This window comes from Catenulispora sp. GP43, assembly GCF_041260665.1.
Taxonomy (GTDB): Bacteria; Actinomycetota; Actinomycetes; order Streptomycetales; family Catenulisporaceae; genus Catenulispora.
In genome coordinates this window covers 354,511-370,223 of sequence record NZ_JBGCCT010000009.1, presented here as the reverse complement: position 1 = coordinate 370,223, position 15,713 = coordinate 354,511, and the positions used below count along the sequence as shown (strand labels likewise).

Annotated in this window: 10 protein-coding genes and 1 pseudogene; 4 read left to right on the top strand and 7 right to left on the bottom strand. The window is 70.6% G+C overall.

Annotated features, from left to right (window positions below; translation table 11 throughout):
* Positions 1-449: 449 nt before the first annotated feature.
* Positions 450-4,061 (top strand): choice-of-anchor D domain-containing protein, encoded by a 3,612-nt coding sequence (locus ABH926_RS21055; RefSeq protein ID WP_370367388.1) that lies wholly within the window; start codon positions 450-452, stop codon positions 4,059-4,061.
* A gap of 74 nt (positions 4,062-4,135) precedes the next feature.
* On the opposite strand, the gene ABH926_RS21050 is transcribed toward ABH926_RS21055, so the two are convergent.
* The 3 genes and pseudogenes from ABH926_RS21050 to ABH926_RS21040 form a co-directional block, all read right to left on the bottom strand.
* On the bottom strand, positions 4,136-4,621 hold the full coding sequence (locus tag ABH926_RS21050) for a hypothetical protein (protein ID WP_370367404.1): 486 nt from the start codon (positions 4,619-4,621) through the stop codon (positions 4,136-4,138).
* Positions 4,595-4,786 (bottom strand): annotated as a pseudogene (locus tag ABH926_RS21045) (FAD-dependent monooxygenase); the annotation flags it as partial. The pseudogene ABH926_RS21045 and the gene ABH926_RS21050, both read right to left, overlap by 27 nt.
* Positions 4,787-4,831: 45 nt before the next feature.
* Positions 4,832-5,392 carry an FAD-dependent monooxygenase gene (locus ABH926_RS21040; RefSeq protein WP_370367387.1) on the bottom strand — a complete coding sequence of 187 codons (561 nt, stop codon included), beginning with the start codon at positions 5,390-5,392 and terminating at the stop codon, positions 4,832-4,834.
* A 251-nt stretch (positions 5,393-5,643) separates the two neighbouring features.
* On the opposite strand from ABH926_RS21040, the gene ABH926_RS21035 reads away from it, so the two are divergent.
* Entirely contained in the window at positions 5,644-6,492 is an 849-nt protein-coding gene (locus ABH926_RS21035) for a polysaccharide lyase family 7 protein (RefSeq protein ID WP_370367386.1), read from the top strand.
* A 47-nt stretch (positions 6,493-6,539) separates the two neighbouring features.
* Here ABH926_RS21035 and ABH926_RS21030 read toward each other — a convergent pair whose 3' ends face one another.
* Positions 6,540-6,806: a hypothetical protein gene (locus ABH926_RS21030; protein WP_370367385.1), complete on the bottom strand. Its 267-nt coding sequence runs from the start codon at positions 6,804-6,806 to the stop codon at positions 6,540-6,542.
* 152 nt (positions 6,807-6,958) lie between these two features.
* Positions 6,959-7,642, bottom strand: a complete 684-nt coding sequence (locus ABH926_RS21025; RefSeq protein ID WP_370367384.1) for a TetR/AcrR family transcriptional regulator — start codon at positions 7,640-7,642, stop codon at positions 6,959-6,961.
* Between the two features lie 145 nt (positions 7,643-7,787).
* Between ABH926_RS21025 and ABH926_RS21020 the strand changes: the two genes are divergently transcribed.
* Both ABH926_RS21020 and ABH926_RS21015 read left to right on the top strand, forming a co-directional pair.
* Positions 7,788-9,353: an MFS transporter gene (locus ABH926_RS21020; RefSeq protein WP_370367383.1), complete on the top strand. Its 1,566-nt coding sequence runs from the start codon at positions 7,788-7,790 to the stop codon at positions 9,351-9,353.
* A gap of 208 nt (positions 9,354-9,561) precedes the next feature.
* Positions 9,562-13,491: a glycoside hydrolase family 3 C-terminal domain-containing protein gene (locus ABH926_RS21015; protein ID WP_370367382.1), complete on the top strand. Its 3,930-nt coding sequence runs from the start codon at positions 9,562-9,564 to the stop codon at positions 13,489-13,491.
* Between the two features lie 12 nt (positions 13,492-13,503).
* Here the strand turns inward: ABH926_RS21015 and ABH926_RS21010 are convergent, their stop codons facing one another.
* Both ABH926_RS21010 and ABH926_RS21005 read right to left on the bottom strand, forming a co-directional pair.
* Entirely contained in the window at positions 13,504-14,466 is a 963-nt protein-coding gene (locus ABH926_RS21010) for a threonine/serine dehydratase (protein ID WP_370367381.1), read from the bottom strand.
* 31 nt (positions 14,467-14,497) lie between these two features.
* Complete coding sequence (locus ABH926_RS21005; RefSeq protein ID WP_370367380.1) at positions 14,498-15,706, bottom strand: serine hydrolase domain-containing protein; 1,209 nt, start codon at positions 15,704-15,706, stop codon at positions 14,498-14,500.
* Between the last annotated feature and the right edge of the window lie 7 nt (positions 15,707-15,713).

Below are 15,713 nucleotides of genomic sequence, written 5' to 3'. Positions count from 1 at the left end.
TTCCCTCCGGGCGACGAAGCGACGGGGAATCCGGGACAGAGGCGACCACAAGCAGCGACCGCCAGCAGCCAGCGCGACCCCCCCATCCCCGGAGCGAGGCCGCTCGCCGCGCAGGCGCCGCCGGAGGCGCCCTTGACTGTCGCTCTTGACTGTCGCCCTTGACCGTCGCCCTTGACTGTGGCACCAGAAGCGACCACGCACCAACACCCCCACGCCGACCCACACACACAAGTCAGAGCCGCCCAAAATCAGGACCTTGACCTGCCGGTTTTCGTCGCGCCGCGCCGGTATCGAAATATTTCAAGGATCGGCAAACTCCTTGCAGTAATGAGATCAGGATATTGCGCGCAGGTGTCGGCGGCGTTACGCTCCCGCTGCGACATCCCCCCACCGGACCGAACGCCACGGTCCGTACCCCGCACGGTGCCCCATCGAAGGAGCCCTTTGTGATGTCCAGATCCGCACGCGCCCGGATACCGGGCGCGCGACCGCACTCGCCACGCCGCACGATGGCCGCCGCCCTCGGGGCGGTGCTGGCCACCGCCGGCACGCTGGTCGCCCTCGCCGCCTCGCCCGCGGCCGCGGCCGGCGCGACCGGCGGCTCCGGGGCGAGCCTGCCCTACGTGGAGGTCGAGGCCGCGAAGGCCGCGACCACCGGGACGCTGATCGGCCCCAGCTTCAGCCAGGGCCAGCTCGCCGACGAGGCGTCCTACCGGCAGGCCGTCACCCTGGCCGGCAACGGCTCGGGCCAGAGCATCACCTTCACCACCCCGGTCGCGACCAACTCGATCGACGTCCGGTACAGCATCCCGGACACGTCGTCAGGGTCCGTATACAGTGCCCCGCTGTCGCTGTACGTCAACGGCGCCAAGCAGTCCGACCTGTCGCTGACCAACGCCTACAGCTGGTACTACGGCAGCTACCCCTTCACCAACACCCCGAGCAGCGGCAACCCGCACCACTTCTACGACGAGGTGCACCGGCTGCTGTCCACGACCTATCCGGCCGGGACCACCTTCAAGCTGCAGGTCGACTCCGGTGACACCGCCTCGTCCTACACCGTCAACCTCGCCGACTTCGAGAACGTCGGCGCGGCGCTGCCCCAGCCGGCCGGCTCGGTCTCGGTGACCAGCGAGGGTGCGGACGCCACCGGCGTGAACGACGCCACCGGCGCCTTCAACGCGGCCATCGCCGCCGCCGGGGCCGGCGGCACGGTGTGGATCCCGCCGGGCACGTTCAACATCCCGGGCCACATCTCGGTGAACAACGTGACGATCGCCGGCGCCGGCATGTGGTACTCGACCGTGACCGGCACCGCGCCGGGCTTCTACGGCAACTCCGCGCCGAACCCGAGCACCAACGTGCACCTGTCGAACTTCGCCATCTCCGGCAACGTGCAGGAGCGCGACGACAGCGCCCAGGTGAACGGCATCGGCGGCGCGCTGAGCAACTCGACCGTGAGCAACATCTGGATCGAGCACATGAAGGTCGGGGCCTGGATGGACGGCCCGATGGACAAGCTGACCTTCAGCGGCATGCGGATCCGGGACACCACGGCCGACGGCATCAACTTCCACGGCGGCGTGACCAACTCCACCGTGACCGACAGCGACATCCGCAACACCGGTGACGACGGCATCGCGACCTGGGCCGACTCCGGCATCGGCGCCGACGCCAACGACATCATCTCCAACAACACCGTCCAGCTCCAGCAGCTGGCCAACGGCATCGCCATCTACGGCGGCCACGACAACACCGTCACCGGCAACCTGGTCGCCGACACCGGCCTGACCCAGGGCGGCGGCATCCAGGTCGGGCAGCGCTTCAGCTCCACGCCGGTAGGCACCACCACCATCTCGAACAACACCCTGATCCGCGACGGCAGCCTCGACCCGAACTGGCAGTTCGGCGTCGGCGCGCTGTGGTTCGACGGCAGCCAGGGCGCGATCACCGGGCCGATCAACGTCAGCAACGCCCTGATCGAGCAGTCCCCGTTCGAGGCGATCCAGTGGGTCGAGGGCACGGTCAGCGGCGTCAGCCTGAACAACGTGACCATCGCCGGCACCGGCACCTTCGCGATGCAGGAGCAGACCGGCGGCGCCGCGACGTTCCAGAACGTCGTCGCCACCGGCGTCGCGCAGGCCAACGCCGGCAACGCGCCGAGCTACAGCTGCGAGGGCAACTCCTTCGCGATCACCGACAACGGCGGCAACTCCGGGGTGAGCCCGACGCAGTGCGTCTCGGACAACCCCACGCCGGTCTTCCCGCCGTACCCGGCCAGCAGCGTCACCACCAGCCCCGGCTCGCTGAACTTCGGCTCGGTGGCGACCGGCACGACCAGTGCCGCGCAGACCGTGACGGTGTCCAACCCGACCGGTTCGGCGGCCGCGGTGTCCTCGATCGCGGCCGGCGGCGACTTCGCGCAGACCAACAACTGCGGCTCCTCGATCGCGGCCAACGGTTCCTGCACGGTGAACGTCACCTTCACGCCGTCGGCGTCCGGTGCGCGCAGCGGCAGCCTGACCGTCAACGCCGGCGGCGTCACCGACACCGTCTCGCTATCCGGCACCGGCGTCGCGCCGGGACCGGTGCTCAACGCCAACCCGGCCAGCCTGGCCTTCACCCGCACCGCGGTCGGCTCCTCGGCCGGGACCCAGACGGTGACCATCGGCAACACCGGCACCAGCGCGGCGAGCGTCTCCGGGGTCTCGGTCACCGGTGACTTCAGCCAGACGAACAACTGCTCCTCGATCGCCGTCAACGGCTCCTGCACGGTGACGGTGAAGTTCACGCCGACCGCCGGGGGCTCGCGCACCGGCACGCTCACCGTCGCCAGCAACGCCACCAACACCCCGACCACCGTGGCGCTCAGCGGCACCGGCGTCGACAGCTCGGTGAACCTGGCGGCCGGGCAGCCGGCCTCGGCCAGCTCCAGCAACGGCTCCTACGTGCCCGGCAACCTGACCGACGCCGACCCGTCGACCTACTGGGAGAGCGCGAACGGCGCCTTCCCACAGTGGGCGCAGGTCGACCTCGGCCAGAACTGGACCGTCGGCAAGGTGGTCCTGCGGCTCCCGCCGTCGACCGCGTGGGGGGCCCGCACCCAGACGCTGTCGGTCCAGGGCTCCACGGACGGCACGAACTACTCGACCCTCGTGGGCTCGGCCACCTACACCTTCGACCCGAACGCCAACAACAACACGGTGACCATCCCGTTCACCACCTCCACGGCCCGCTATGTCCGCGTCAACATCACCGCCAACAGCGGCTGGCCGGCCGGTCAGCTCTCGGACTTCCAGGTCTACCTCGGCAGCGGCGGCACCACCACCGGCCCGTCGATCGCGACCAACCCGAGCAGCCTGTCCTTCGGCAACCAGACCGTCGGCACCGCCTCCGGCGCGCAGTCGGTGACGGTGAGCAACTCCGGCAACGGCTCGGCATCGATCTCCTCGATCACCGCCACCGGTGACTTCGCCCAGAGCAACACCTGCGGCAGCACGCTGGCCGCCGGCGCGTCCTGCACGGTGAGCGTCACCTTCACCCCGACCGCCACCGGCGCCCGGACCGGCTCGCTGAGCATCGCCAGCAACGCCCCCGGTAGCCCGGCGACCGTCGCTCTGACCGGTACCGGCGCCACGAGCGGCAGCACCAACCTCGCGCTGAACCAGCCGACCTCGGCCAGCGGGTACACGCAGAACTACGTGCCCGGCAACACGGTCGACGGCAACACCAGCAGCTACTGGGAGAGCACCGACAACGCCTTCCCGCAGTGGATCCAGGTCGACCTCGGCGCGTCGAAGAGCATCAGCAAGATCGTGCTCGACCTGCCGCCGTCCAGCTCCTGGGCCACCCGGAGCCAGACGCTGTCGGTGCTCGGTTCGACCGACAACAGCACCTTCTCCACCGTCGTCGGTTCGGCGAGCTACACGTTCGACCCCTCGACCGGGAACACCGTGACCATCACGTTCCCGTCGACCTCCACGCGGTACGTGCGGTTGAACTTCACCGCCAACACCGGGTGGCCGGCCGGGCAGCTCTCGGAGTTCCAGATCTTCCAGTGACACCTGGTTCTGGTTCCGGGTGACGCGGTGCCGTCTCCGCTGGTGCGGGGGCGGCACCGCCTTGTTCTCATGGCCTAGCGGTATCCGGTGATCGCGACGAGGGCGTCGTAGAGCGCGGAGTCCCCGGATGGCCGGTCCTGCCAGCGTGCGCCGATGTGGCCGTCGGGCCGGACGAGCAGGGCTCCGTCGGGATGCAGGCCACTGTCGGCGGCGTGCTCGGCGGGCAGGGACTCGATGCGGAGCGGCCACGGTCCGGTGAGCTGCCGCTCCCAGCCGGCCGGGTCCGGAGTGAGGACGGTGAACCACTCGCCGAACGCGTCCAGCGTCGAGCGACCCGGGGCGAGCCAGAAGTGCGGCATGCGGTGGCCAGGCTTGGCTGTGGGGACGTAGTCCGTGCCCGGATCGGAGGGCTCGTACTCGTCTTGGTCGTAGGCGACTCCCAGCACGAGGCCGAGTTGTGCGAAGTACTGCTCCGACCAGGGCAGCTCGACCGGTTCGCGGCGTCCGCGCCGGCTCGGAGCTGCACCCGGCCCGGCCCATCCACGGAGGACCCCCGCCAGCTTCCAGCACAGGTTGTGCACATCGCCGACGCCGGTGTTCATGCCCATGCCGCCGGCGGGCGGAATCGCGTGCGCGGCGTCCCCGGCCACCAGGACCCGGCCGTGGCGGAAGCGTTCCGCGATGAAAGCGTTCACTACCCAGTGCTCCACCCGGTGCACCTCGACCTGGAGATCGTCACCGGGGCCGAGGGCGCGTGCGACGAGTGCGGCTCAGTCAGCGGTCGCGGTGTCCTCGCAGTCGCGGGCGGTGGAGTTCGCGCCGTCGGCAGCTAGGACATAGCGGGCGCGGAGCCGTGACTCCGTACCCTGTCGGCGGTCGAGGAGCACAGCCGTGACGCCGTCGGCGTCCTCGGTCAGGCCGGTGAGCTCGACGCCGAAGCGGACCGGCGCGTGCGCCGCGGCGAGCAGGACCGGTTCCAGCCGGTCCTGCGAGGTCACCACGCCGATCACGGGGCTCTCGGGGATCGGGGCGTTGATCCCGATCATCGCCGCCGTGGCGAAGTCGTCCGCGCGCAGGGTGTCGCGGAAGCGGACCCGGCCGTACTCCGGCGCGAACGCGCCCGCCGCGACGGGCTCGGCCAGCCCGAGGGACCGGAAGATCTCGATCGTCCGGACGTTGACCAGCCGGGACCGCGGGAACGGCGAGAGCGTGGCATGCTTCTCCACCAGCACGGTCGACACGCCCCGGCGTTCCAGCAGGGCCCGCGCGGTGAGCCCGACCGGCCCGCCGCCGACGATCAGCACCTCTGCCTCGGTGGCTGGCACCGGCATGCTGAACTCCTCTCAGTGCTCGGGATGCCGTCCTGAATGTCGGCAATCGTAGGGCAATGCCGGTTCACGAATCCGAACGCTGATTCTGGTTATGAACCTTTACTCACTCTTGACCGGCGGGGCATTGCCGCCCCCGGCCGTCGCCGCGGACGATGAACACGCGCTTCGCAAGGTCCGGACACGCTCGACCGGCTTCGGCCCATGGCTCCCGTCGCCGGCGTCCACCGCCACCAACCCGAAGGGACGCTCTCATGCTCAGAGGCGCATCACCCAATCTCGCCGCCGCGGCCGCCGCGGCCACCGCGATCTGCACCGGCGTCGTGATCGCGGCGTCGTCGACGACCGCCCAGGCCGCGCCCGCCCGCGCCGCCGCCGCGGCGCACGCGGCTCCGGCGGCCTCGGCCAAGCTCAGCACCACCGTCGCGCCCGGCGGCAACTTCAACCTGTCCGTCTGGGAGCTCCAGGAGCCCGTGGGCAGCCCCGGCTCGCCGCGGACGATCCCGTCCTCGCAGCTGCAGGGCGCGAAGGGCTATCAGGACTCGTACTTCTACACGGACACCAAGGACGGGGCCATGACGTTCTGGGCGCCGGAGAAGGGCGTCACCACGCCCAACTCCAACTACGCGCGCTCGGAACTGCGCGAGATGAACAGCGACGGCAGCGACGCCGACTGGCACCTGGCCGGCACCCACCAACTGCAGGCCACCCTGCGCGTGGTCTCGGTGACCAACCACGTGTGCGTGGGCCAGATCCACCTCGGGACCGGCGGGTCCTCGACCAAGCCGCTCGTCGAGCTGTACTACTACAACAACGGCAACATCGTGCTCGGCACCGAGAACTCGCCGTCCGGCGGCCAGACCACGCACCAGATCGCGAACGTACCGGTCGGGACGCAGTGGTCCTACACGATCACCGTCACCGGCGGGAACACCGTCTCGCTGACGGTGAACGGCAAGACGACGAAGTACACGATCCCGTCGTCCTTCGACGCGTACCACATGTACTTCAAGGCCGGTTCCTACAACCAGTCCTCATCGAGCAGCACCACCAAGGGGGCGCGCGTCGCCTTCTACGCGCTCACGGTCCACCACAGCGGCTGAGCGCCGGACCTCCCCGCGCCCGATCCACCGACCGGGCGCGGGGGGAATCACAGTCCGAACGCTTCCTTGGTCTTCGCCCGCTGCGCGCGTGCCACCCCGCGCAGCACCTCGTAGCTGCGGCCGTCCATGGTCGACACGATGATGACGTCATGGCCCTGACGCTCCTCGACCGTGGCGATGGCGTCGCGCGACAGGGAGATGTTGTCGTTGAAGATCATGCGGAACGGGGCCTTGAGGTGAATCGTGTGCTCGTCGTAGTCGGTCACGGTCCAGCGCTTGTGCTCGGCCTTGTCCCCGGCCTTGTTCTCGGTCATGCCTGCCAGCGTCGCGCCGGGGCCGGGGTGTCGGCGGCGCGGGTGGGCCGTTCGGGTGTGTCGCGGGCCGATCGGCGCAGAATTTCCTTCCAGTCGGGCCGTGCCGGGCCGTGTCTGGCCGTGCCTGGCCGTGCCGTACCGGGCCGTACCGGTCAGGAATGGCCCTGGTCGGAGAGCCGCGCCCGCAGACCGTCGATGAGCCGGTCCACCCCGAAGGCGAACAGCTTCTGCGTGTCGCCGTCGGCCATCAGCGCCATCAGGGCCCCGATGTTCGGCAGTGACTCGGCGGCCGCCTCGCACGCCCCCTGTGCCACCGCGGACTTCGCACCGGCGCCCGGCTCTCCCCGGGGTGCCTTCGGCTGCTGCTCCTGAAGCACGAAGCCCTGCACGTAGTTGGCCATCAGCAGGGTGGCCCACGCGGCGTCCTGGTCCGAGAAGCCGCCGGCGCGCAGCCGGCCCAGCATCGCGTCGAGCAGGTTCATCAGGTTCGGGCCCGGGGCCCGGCGGCCGGCCATCAGGCGGGCGGTGTCGCGGTTGGCGTGCAGATAGCGGTAGTAGCCGTGGGCCATCTCGCGCAGGCACACGGACCAGTCGCCGGTACCGGCCAGTTTGCGGGTGTCCCAGGTCAGGCCGTCGGCGACGAGGTCGAGGAGCTGTTCCTTGTCCTGCACGTGGTAGTAGAGCGAGGCCGCTCGGACGCCCAGTTCGGCGGCCACCTTGCGCATGGACAGGGCGTCGAGGCCCTCCCGGCGCAGGACCGTCAGGCCCGCCGCGGCCAGGGCTTCGCGGGTGATGGCGGGGGGCCGGGCCGCCGCGCTGTGGTCCGCCGAAGTCACCCGGGTCTCCTCGTTCTCGTCCTGGCTGGGGGCTCCCAGACTTGCAGTCTAACGCTGTTAGTGGGAATCTAACGGTGTTAGGCAGCCGTCGCGCGGTGGCTCCGCCCGGCTTCGGGCCGCCCCGCGCCCCGACGCAGGGGACACCATGACCATCCCGGAACCGAACTCCCGTCGTAAAGCCCTGATCCTCGGCACGCTGTGCATCACGCTGTTCATGGCGATGCTGGACAACGTCGTCGTCAACACCGCGCTGCCGAAGATCGGCGGCCAACTGCACGCCGGCGTCACCGGCCTGCAGTGGGTGGTCGAGGGCTACAGCCTGGTCTACGCCGCGCTGCTGCTGACCGGCGGCACGCTCGGCGACCGCCTCGGCCGCAAGCGCGTCTTCCTGGCCGGCGTCGTCGGCTTCAGCCTCGGCTCGATGCTGTGCGCGCTGTCCGGCTCGATCGGCGAACTCGTCGCGGCGCGCATGCTGCAGGGCCTGGGCGCTGCGATGCTGACCCCGGGCAGCCTGTCGATCATCCGCAACACCTTCCCCGACCCGCGCGAGCGGGCCCGCGCCATCGGCCTGTGGTCCGGCATCTCGGGCCTCGGGCTCGCGCTCGGCCCGGCCGTCGGCGGTCCGCTGGTGGACGCCTTCGGCTGGTCCAGCGTGTTCTGGATCAACGTGCCGATCGGCGCGATGGCGCTGCTGGTGGGCTGGCGGGTGCTGCCGGAGTTCCACGACGGCCGCGACCGCTTCGACATCCCCGGCCAGATCACCGGCGCCCTCGGCTTCGGCGCGCTGGTGTTCGCGCTGATCGAGGGGCCGAGCTCGGGCTGGGCGAGCGCCCGGGTGCTGACCGCCGCCGCCATTGCGCTGCTCTCCCTGGTCTCGTTCCTGGTCATCGAGGCGACCCGAGCCGCGCCGATGCTCGACCTGTCGTTCTTCGGCGACCGGGTGATCACCGGCGCGCTGATGAGCGGGTTCATGGTGAGCTTCGGGATGTTCGGCGCGTTGTTCTTCCTGCCGTTGCTGATGCAGGACGTCTACGGCTGGTCGCCCACGATGGCCGGCGTCGGCTCGCTGCCGGCGACCGCCTCGATCATGGTGGCGGCGCCGGTCGCGGGCATCGTGACCGGACGGCTGGGACCGCGTCCGGCGCTCGTCAGCGGTCTGACACTGTGCGCGGTCGCCCTGGGCGGCCTGTCGCTCTACGGCCTCGGCGCGCACTACTACCAGTACGTGTGGACGCTGCCGGTGATGGGCCTGGGCATGGGCCTGTCCTTCGCGCCGGTCTCCGTCGCGGTGCTCGAACGGGTCCCGGGCCCGAAGGCGGGCATGGCCTCCGCGGTCACCAACACCATGCGCGAGGTCGGCGGCGTGGTCGGCATCGCGGCCCTCGGCGCGATCCTCACCAGCCGGATGACCGGGTTGCTCGGCCACAGGCTGCGCACGCTCGGGGTCGACGCCGGCCACTCGCACCAGGTCGTGGCCGCCGTCACGAACGGCGGCGCGGGCGGGATCACCGCCAGCCGCGCGCTGCCGCCGGCACTGCGTGACACGGTCGACACCTCGTTCGTGGAGGCGCTGCATCTCGCGCTGCGCAGCGGCGCCGGGATCCTCGCCGTCGCCGCGCTCGCCGCCTGGATCCTGTTGCGGGCCAAGGCGAAGCGAGAGGGGTTGTCTCAACCTTCTGAGGTTGACGCTCCGGCGGCCGCCCCGGCGTGATGACGCCGGAACCGGTAACGGATGCGGTTACGGGATCGGTTCCGGAACCGGTTCTTTATTGACAGTGGTTAACCCGCGCGCAATATTCAAGCCGAACGAGGGCGCCCTCCCTGCCATCTGTGCGACTCAGAGGACTGAAGGGACTGCAATGAGGCTCCTCAAACTTGCGCGCGGGTCGACGCCCTCGCGCGGCCGACCACGACCGGTAGTGCGTACCCTGCTGGCGGCGGGGGCGTTGTTCGCCGCGTCGCTGGCCGGCTTGCCGAGTCAGGCGAGCGCGGCCGCCGGCACGCCGTTCGGCGGGACCCCCGTGGCCCTGCCGGGCCTGGTCGAGGCCGCGAACTACGACACCGGCGGCCAGGGTGTCGCCTACAACGTGTCCTCCACCAACGGCTCGGCCAACAGCTACCGCGCCGACGGGATCGATCTGGAGACCACCGCCGACACCTTGGGCACCAGCCCCGCGGGCGGTGCCTATGACATGGGCTGGACGACGCCCGGGCAGTGGTTCGACTACACGGTCAGCGTTGCCACGGCTGGTACGTACAGCGTCGCCTTCCGGCTGTCCTCGCCGTATGGCATCGCCGACGCGCTGCACATCGCGGACGCCTCCGGGACCAACCTGACCGGCTCCGTCGCCGTCCCCAACACCGGCGGCTACGAGACCTGGACGACGGTCACCGCGAGCCTCACCCTCCCGGCCGGCACCCAGACGCTGACGGTGAAGCAGGACACGAACGGCTGGAACTTCCACAACATGGCCTTCACCCTCACCACGAGCGGTGGCGGCGGGGACAAGCCGTTCGGCGGGGCGCCCGCGCCGGTTCCCGGCACGGTCCAGATCGCGAACTACGACACCGGCGGCCAGGGCGTCGCCTACAACGTGACGGCGACCAACGGCACGGCCAACAGCTACCGCGCCGACGGGGTCGACCTGGAGAACACGCCCGACACGCAGGACACGAGTCCTGCCGGCGGCGCCTATGACATGGGCTGGACCGGCGCCGGGCAGTGGTTCCACTACACGGTCCAGGTGGCCACCAGCGGCGTCTACACAGTCAGCTTCCGGGTGGCCGCACCAGGGGCGCTCACCGACGCGCTGCACATCGAAAACGCTTCCGGCGCCAACCTGACCGGCGCCGTCGCGGTGCCGAACACCGGCGGCTACGGGACGTTCACCACGGTCACGGCCAGTATCACGCTGCCGGCCGGGGCGCAGACGCTGACCGTGAAGCAGGACGCGGCCGGCTTCAACATCCACTTCCTGTCCTTCGTCCAGGGCTCGGGCGGCGGACCCGGCCCGAACCAGTACTGCGGCACGCAGGACCTGGCGATGGACCAGCCGACCACGGCTTCCTCGGTCTACTCCACCACCGGCAACCCGGCCTCCGCCGCCACCGACGGCGACCCGGGCACCCGCTGGGAGAGCGCGTACAGCGACCCGCAGTGGCTGGACGTGGACCTCGGGACGCAGCAGCAGATCTGCAGCATCGGCATCCTGTGGGAGAACGCGTACGCCTCGGCCTTCCAGATCCAGGTCTCCAACGACAACGCGACCTGGACGACCGTCTACTCCACGACCACCGGCACCGGCGGCCACCAGACGTTCCCGGTCTCCACGACCGACCGCTACGTCCGGATGTACGGCACGGCCCGCGCCACCCAGTGGGGCTACTCGATCCTGGAGTTCGACGTCTACGGCCTGACCAGCACCCCGCCGGTGACCGGAGGCAACGGCAACGGCGGCAACGGGGTCTGCCCCTGGGTCGGTTCCACCGCGCCGGTCGCGCAGCGCGTCCAGCAGGTGCTGAACACCATGAACCAGTCCGAGGAGCTGACCCTGGTCGCCGGCGACGGCACGACCAACTACATCGGCCACGTCGCGGGCGTCCCCAACCTGTGCATCCCGCAGATCAACATGGAGGACGGACCGTCCGGGGTCGGTGACGGCAACGGCGGCGTGACCGCGTTCCCCGACGGGGAGTCCGCGGCGGCCACCTGGGACCCGGGGCTGATCCAGCAGGAGGGCACGGCCAAGGGCGCCGAGTTCGCCGGCAAGGGCGTCACCGTCTCGCTCGGCCCGACCACCAACCTGGTGCGCGACCCGCGCTGGGGCCGGACCTACGAGACCTACGGCGAGGACCCGTTCCTGGCCGGCCAGATCACCTCCGCCGAGGTGAAGGGCTTGCAGAGCCAGGGCGTGATGGCCGACGTGAAGCACGTGGCCGCCTACGACCAGGAGCAGTACCCGAACGGCGGCAACAACGAGATCGTGGGCACGCAGGCGATGCAGGAGCTGTATCTGGCTCCGTTCCAGGACTCGATCGCGCAGTCCGCACCGGCCTCGTTCATGTGCTCCTACGCCGTGGTCAACGGTGCCTCGTCGTGCGCGAGTGCCCCGATGCTCCGCAACGGTCTGGACACCCAGGCGAACTACGGCGGCTTCGTGGTCTCCGACTGGGGCGCCGCGGGCCCGGCGGTCGCCGACGCCAACGGCGGCCTGGACATCGCGATGCCGTTCAACTCCTACGCGACCAACCTGGGCAACGCGCTGGCCGCCGGCCAGTTCGACCAGAGCACCCTGAACTCCATCGTGGCCAGGATCCTGACCCAGCTGTTCGCGTTCGGCGTGTTCGACAACCCGGCGAGCGGCTCGCTGTCCGCCACGGTCACGAACGCGGCGCACCAGCAGACCGCGCTGCAACTGGGCCAGGAGGGCACGGTCCTACTGAAGAACAACGGACTGCTGCCGCTGAACCCGAACCCGACCACCGCCAAGTCCATCGCCGTGCTCGGCACCGACGGCGGCGCCGCGGTCGAGCTCGCCGGCGGCGGCAGCGGCGGGGTCGACAGCTCGAACACGGTCTGGCCGATCACCGGCATCCAGAACGCGGTCGGGCCGAACATGAAGGTCACCTACACCCCCGGCGACGACAACGGGACAACGAACATCCCGCAGGCGGTGGCCGCGGCGCAGGCCGCGACGTACGCGATCGTCTTCGTCAGCGCCCCCGAGGGCGAGGAGAGCGACCTGCAGACGCTCGACGTGTCCGCCGCCGACGAGACGATGATCGCGGACGTGGCCGCGGTGAACCCGAACACCATCGTGGTGGTCAACAGCGGTTCGCCGGTGGTCATGCCGTGGCTGAACTCGGTCGCCGGCGTCTTCGAGAACTGGTACGGCGGCCAGGAGACCGGCGCGGCGGTGGCCTCGCTGATCTTCGGCACGGCGAACCCCTCCGGCAAGCTGCCGGTGACGTTCCCGTCCTCGCTCAGCCAGGTCCCGGCGCAGACCACGGCGCAGTGGCCCGGCACCCCGACCGGCCCGGTCTACAGCGAGGGTGTGAACATCGGCTACCGCTGGTACCAGTCGCAGAACATCACCCCGGCCTTCCCGTTCGGGTTCGGCCTGTCCTACACGAAGTTCTCCTTCTCCAACCTGTCCGTCGGCGGGTTCAACGCCAACGGCCAGGCCACGGTGACCGCGACGGTGACCAACACCGGCTCGGTGGCCGGCGCGGAGGTGGCCCAGATGTACGTCGGGGACCCGGCGGCCAGCCAGGATCCGCCGAACCAGCTGGCCGGGTTCCAGCGCGTGATGCTCAACCCGGGGCAGAGCACCACGGTCAGCTTCCCGTTGACCATTCACAACCTGGCCTCGTGGTCGGCCACTGACAACCAGTGGGAGGCCCAAGCCGGCGCATACGCCATCCGCGTCGGGGATGCCTCCAACAACCTGCCCCTGACCGGTTCCACATCGCTGGCGCACACGTTGACCGGCCAGGTGGCCGCTGGTGCCGCCTACGCCGGGGTGTCGTTGGCGAACACGGCGGTCAGCGCGAACGTCACGCCCAACTCGGGGGTGCCGGGCGCGGAGACGGTCGGCGTCGTGAACCCGTTCGGGTACAGCAGCCCGAAGGGTGCCGGGGTGTCGTTCCAGATGCAGGGCGTCGACTCCAACACGGCCGCGACGCTCACCTACACCGCGACCGGACTGCCGCCGGGCATCAGCATCAGCGGCAACGGAACGATCTCCGGCACCGGAACCACGCTGGGGACCTACACGGTGACCGCTACCGCCACCGACGGAGCGGGGGTGTCGGGTACGGCCACGTTCGTGTGGTCGATCGTGCAGTGACAGCCCTCTGATTCAGTGGGACAGGTCGGACGGATCGGTGTTCGCGCCGCAGAGCACGACACCGATCCGTTCGCCCTCGCTGGGGGAGTACCGCCCGGACAGCACCGCGGCTAGTGCGGCCGCGGCGCCGTGTTCCACCAGAACCCGCCGGTGCTCCCAGAGCGCGGTGCGCGCCGCGACGATCTGGTCGTCGGTGACCAGGACGGAGGCCGCGAGCGGATCCGTCGCCAGCTGGTAGGCCATCTGAGAGACGCGGCGCGCGCCGAGGGAATCGGCCGCGACGGAGTCCACGTCGACGTCGGTCGGGCCTCCGGCCTCCAGGGCCGCGTTGAGCGCGCGGCAGTTCTCGGGCTCGACGGCGACGACGCGGACGCCGTGCGGGAACATCGCGGCGGCGGTGCCGGAGAACAGCCCGCCTCCTCCGACGGCGACGATGATCGTGTCGAGGTCCGGGACCTGCTCGCGGAACTCGGCGGCGCAGGTCCCGGCGCCGGCGGCGATCAGCGGGTGGTCGTAGGCATGGGAGAGCAGGGCGCCGGTGGCTTCGGCGTGCCGGACGGAGGCTTCGAGGGCGTGTGCGTAGACGGTGCCTTCCAGGCGGACGTCGGCACCGAGCGCCCGGAGCTTCCCGATCTTCACGGCCGGCGCGGTCGCCGGGAGGAAGACGGTGACCTTGATGCCGGCGGCGCGGCCGGCCCAGGCGGCGGCGATCCCGGCGTTGCCGCCGGAGGCGATGGCGATGCCCTCGGCGGGCATGGTGCCGTTCTCGAGGTGGTGCAGGGCGAGGTTGAGGGCGCCGCGGGCTTTGAAGGAGCCGCCGTGCTGCATGAATTCGCAGGCCAGCCAGAGTGTGCCGGTGCCGGTGCCGGGAAGGGCGTCGGCGTCGGCCGGGGCGACGGTGACGCGGCGGATTCGGCCGGCGACGCGGTCGGCGGCGGATTTGACGTCGGCTTCGGTGAGGGAAGCGGTGCTCATCGGGTTCCTTGGTCTCGGGATTCGGCGGCGGTCAGACGGCGGCTTGCCGGGCCAGGGCGTCGAACTCGGCCGTGGTGCCGTTGAAGATCACATCAGTGGTCTGCGACAGGAAGATCGAGCAGAGGCCGAGGTCCGGGTCGTTGCACCAGGAGGTGCCCCAGCCGCCGTCCCAGCCGTAGCGGCCTTCGGCGGTGACCGACATGCCCATTCCCCAGCCGGCGCCGTCGAGGGGGAAGGGGGCTTCGGCGACCTGGTCCGGGGTCAGCTGGTTGGTGGTCATCAGCGTGACCGACTCTGCGGAGAGGACTCGGCGGCCTTCGTGTTCGCCGCGGCGCAGGAGCATGCGGGCGAACGCGTAGTAGTCGTCGAGGGTGCTGATCAGCCCGGCCGCGCCGGAGGGGAAGACGGCGGGTTTCGCCCAGGTCTGCCAGGGGTCGGCCGGCTGCCGGGTCAGCTTCCCGGTGGTGAAGTCGGTCGCGTAGTAGGCGGGAAGCCTGCGTGCCTGCTCCTCGGGGACGCTGAAACCGGTGGCGGTCATACCCAGCGGGCCGAGGATGTGCTCCTCGACGACGTCTTCGAGCGGCGCGCCGGCCGCACGCGCCAGCAGGACGCCCTGCACGAGCGAACCGACGTTGTAGCGCCAGCGAGTCCCGGGCTGCTCCAGCAGCGGGAGCTCGCCGAACAGGCGCAGCCACTCGTCCGGGGCGTGCCGGGCACGCGGCTCCGGCTGCGCGAGAACCAGGCCGCGCTCCTCGGCCGCGAGGTTGATCGGGATCGGCGGGTCGATGGCCGGCGGCGCGCCGTTCATGCCGAGGCCGAGGCGGAAGGTGAGCAGGTCGCGGACGGTGATCGGGCGCTCGGCGGGCACGGTCTGGTCGAGCGGGCCGGCCAGCCGCTTCAGGACCCTGCGATCGGCGAGCTCGGGCAGGTACGGGTCCACCGGCGCGTCGAGCTCCAGCACGCCGGCGTCGACCATGGCCAGCACGGCGGCGGCGACGATCGGCTTGGTCATCGAGGTGATGCGGAAGGGGGTGTCGCGGGCCATCGGGTGGCCGGAGCCGGGTGCCGTCTCGCCGAAGGCGGCGATGTCGACCTGCTCGCCGCTGTCGCTGTCGTCGCTGTCGCCGACGCGGGCCACGAGCGTCACCGCGCCGGGCAGCTCGCCGCGCTCGACGCGGGCAGCGATCGTCCGGTGGAGGGTCTGGAGGGCGTCCTGGTCCAAGTGAGGTGCCGGTGCCATACCGCTA

Excerpts from the sequence above, each read along its gene's own strand:
- ABH926_RS21030 (WP_370367385.1), bottom strand. The coding sequence starts at position 6,806 with ATGACCGAGAACAAGGCCGGGGACAAGGCCGAGCACAAGCGCTGGACC.
- ABH926_RS21035 (WP_370367386.1), top strand. The coding sequence starts at position 5,644 with ATGCTCAGAGGCGCATCACCCAATCTCGCCGCCGCGGCCGCCGCGGCC.
- ABH926_RS21005 (WP_370367380.1), bottom strand. The coding sequence starts at position 15,706 with ATGGCACCGGCACCTCACTTGGACCAGGACGCCCTCCAGACCCTCCAC.
- ABH926_RS21010 (WP_370367381.1), bottom strand. The coding sequence starts at position 14,466 with ATGAGCACCGCTTCCCTCACCGAAGCCGACGTCAAATCCGCCGCCGAC.
- ABH926_RS21055 (WP_370367388.1), top strand. The coding sequence starts at position 450 with ATGTCCAGATCCGCACGCGCCCGGATACCGGGCGCGCGACCGCACTCG.
- ABH926_RS21020 (WP_370367383.1), top strand. The coding sequence starts at position 7,788 with ATGACCATCCCGGAACCGAACTCCCGTCGTAAAGCCCTGATCCTCGGC.
- ABH926_RS21040 (WP_370367387.1), bottom strand. The coding sequence starts at position 5,392 with ATGCCGGTGCCAGCCACCGAGGCAGAGGTGCTGATCGTCGGCGGCGGG.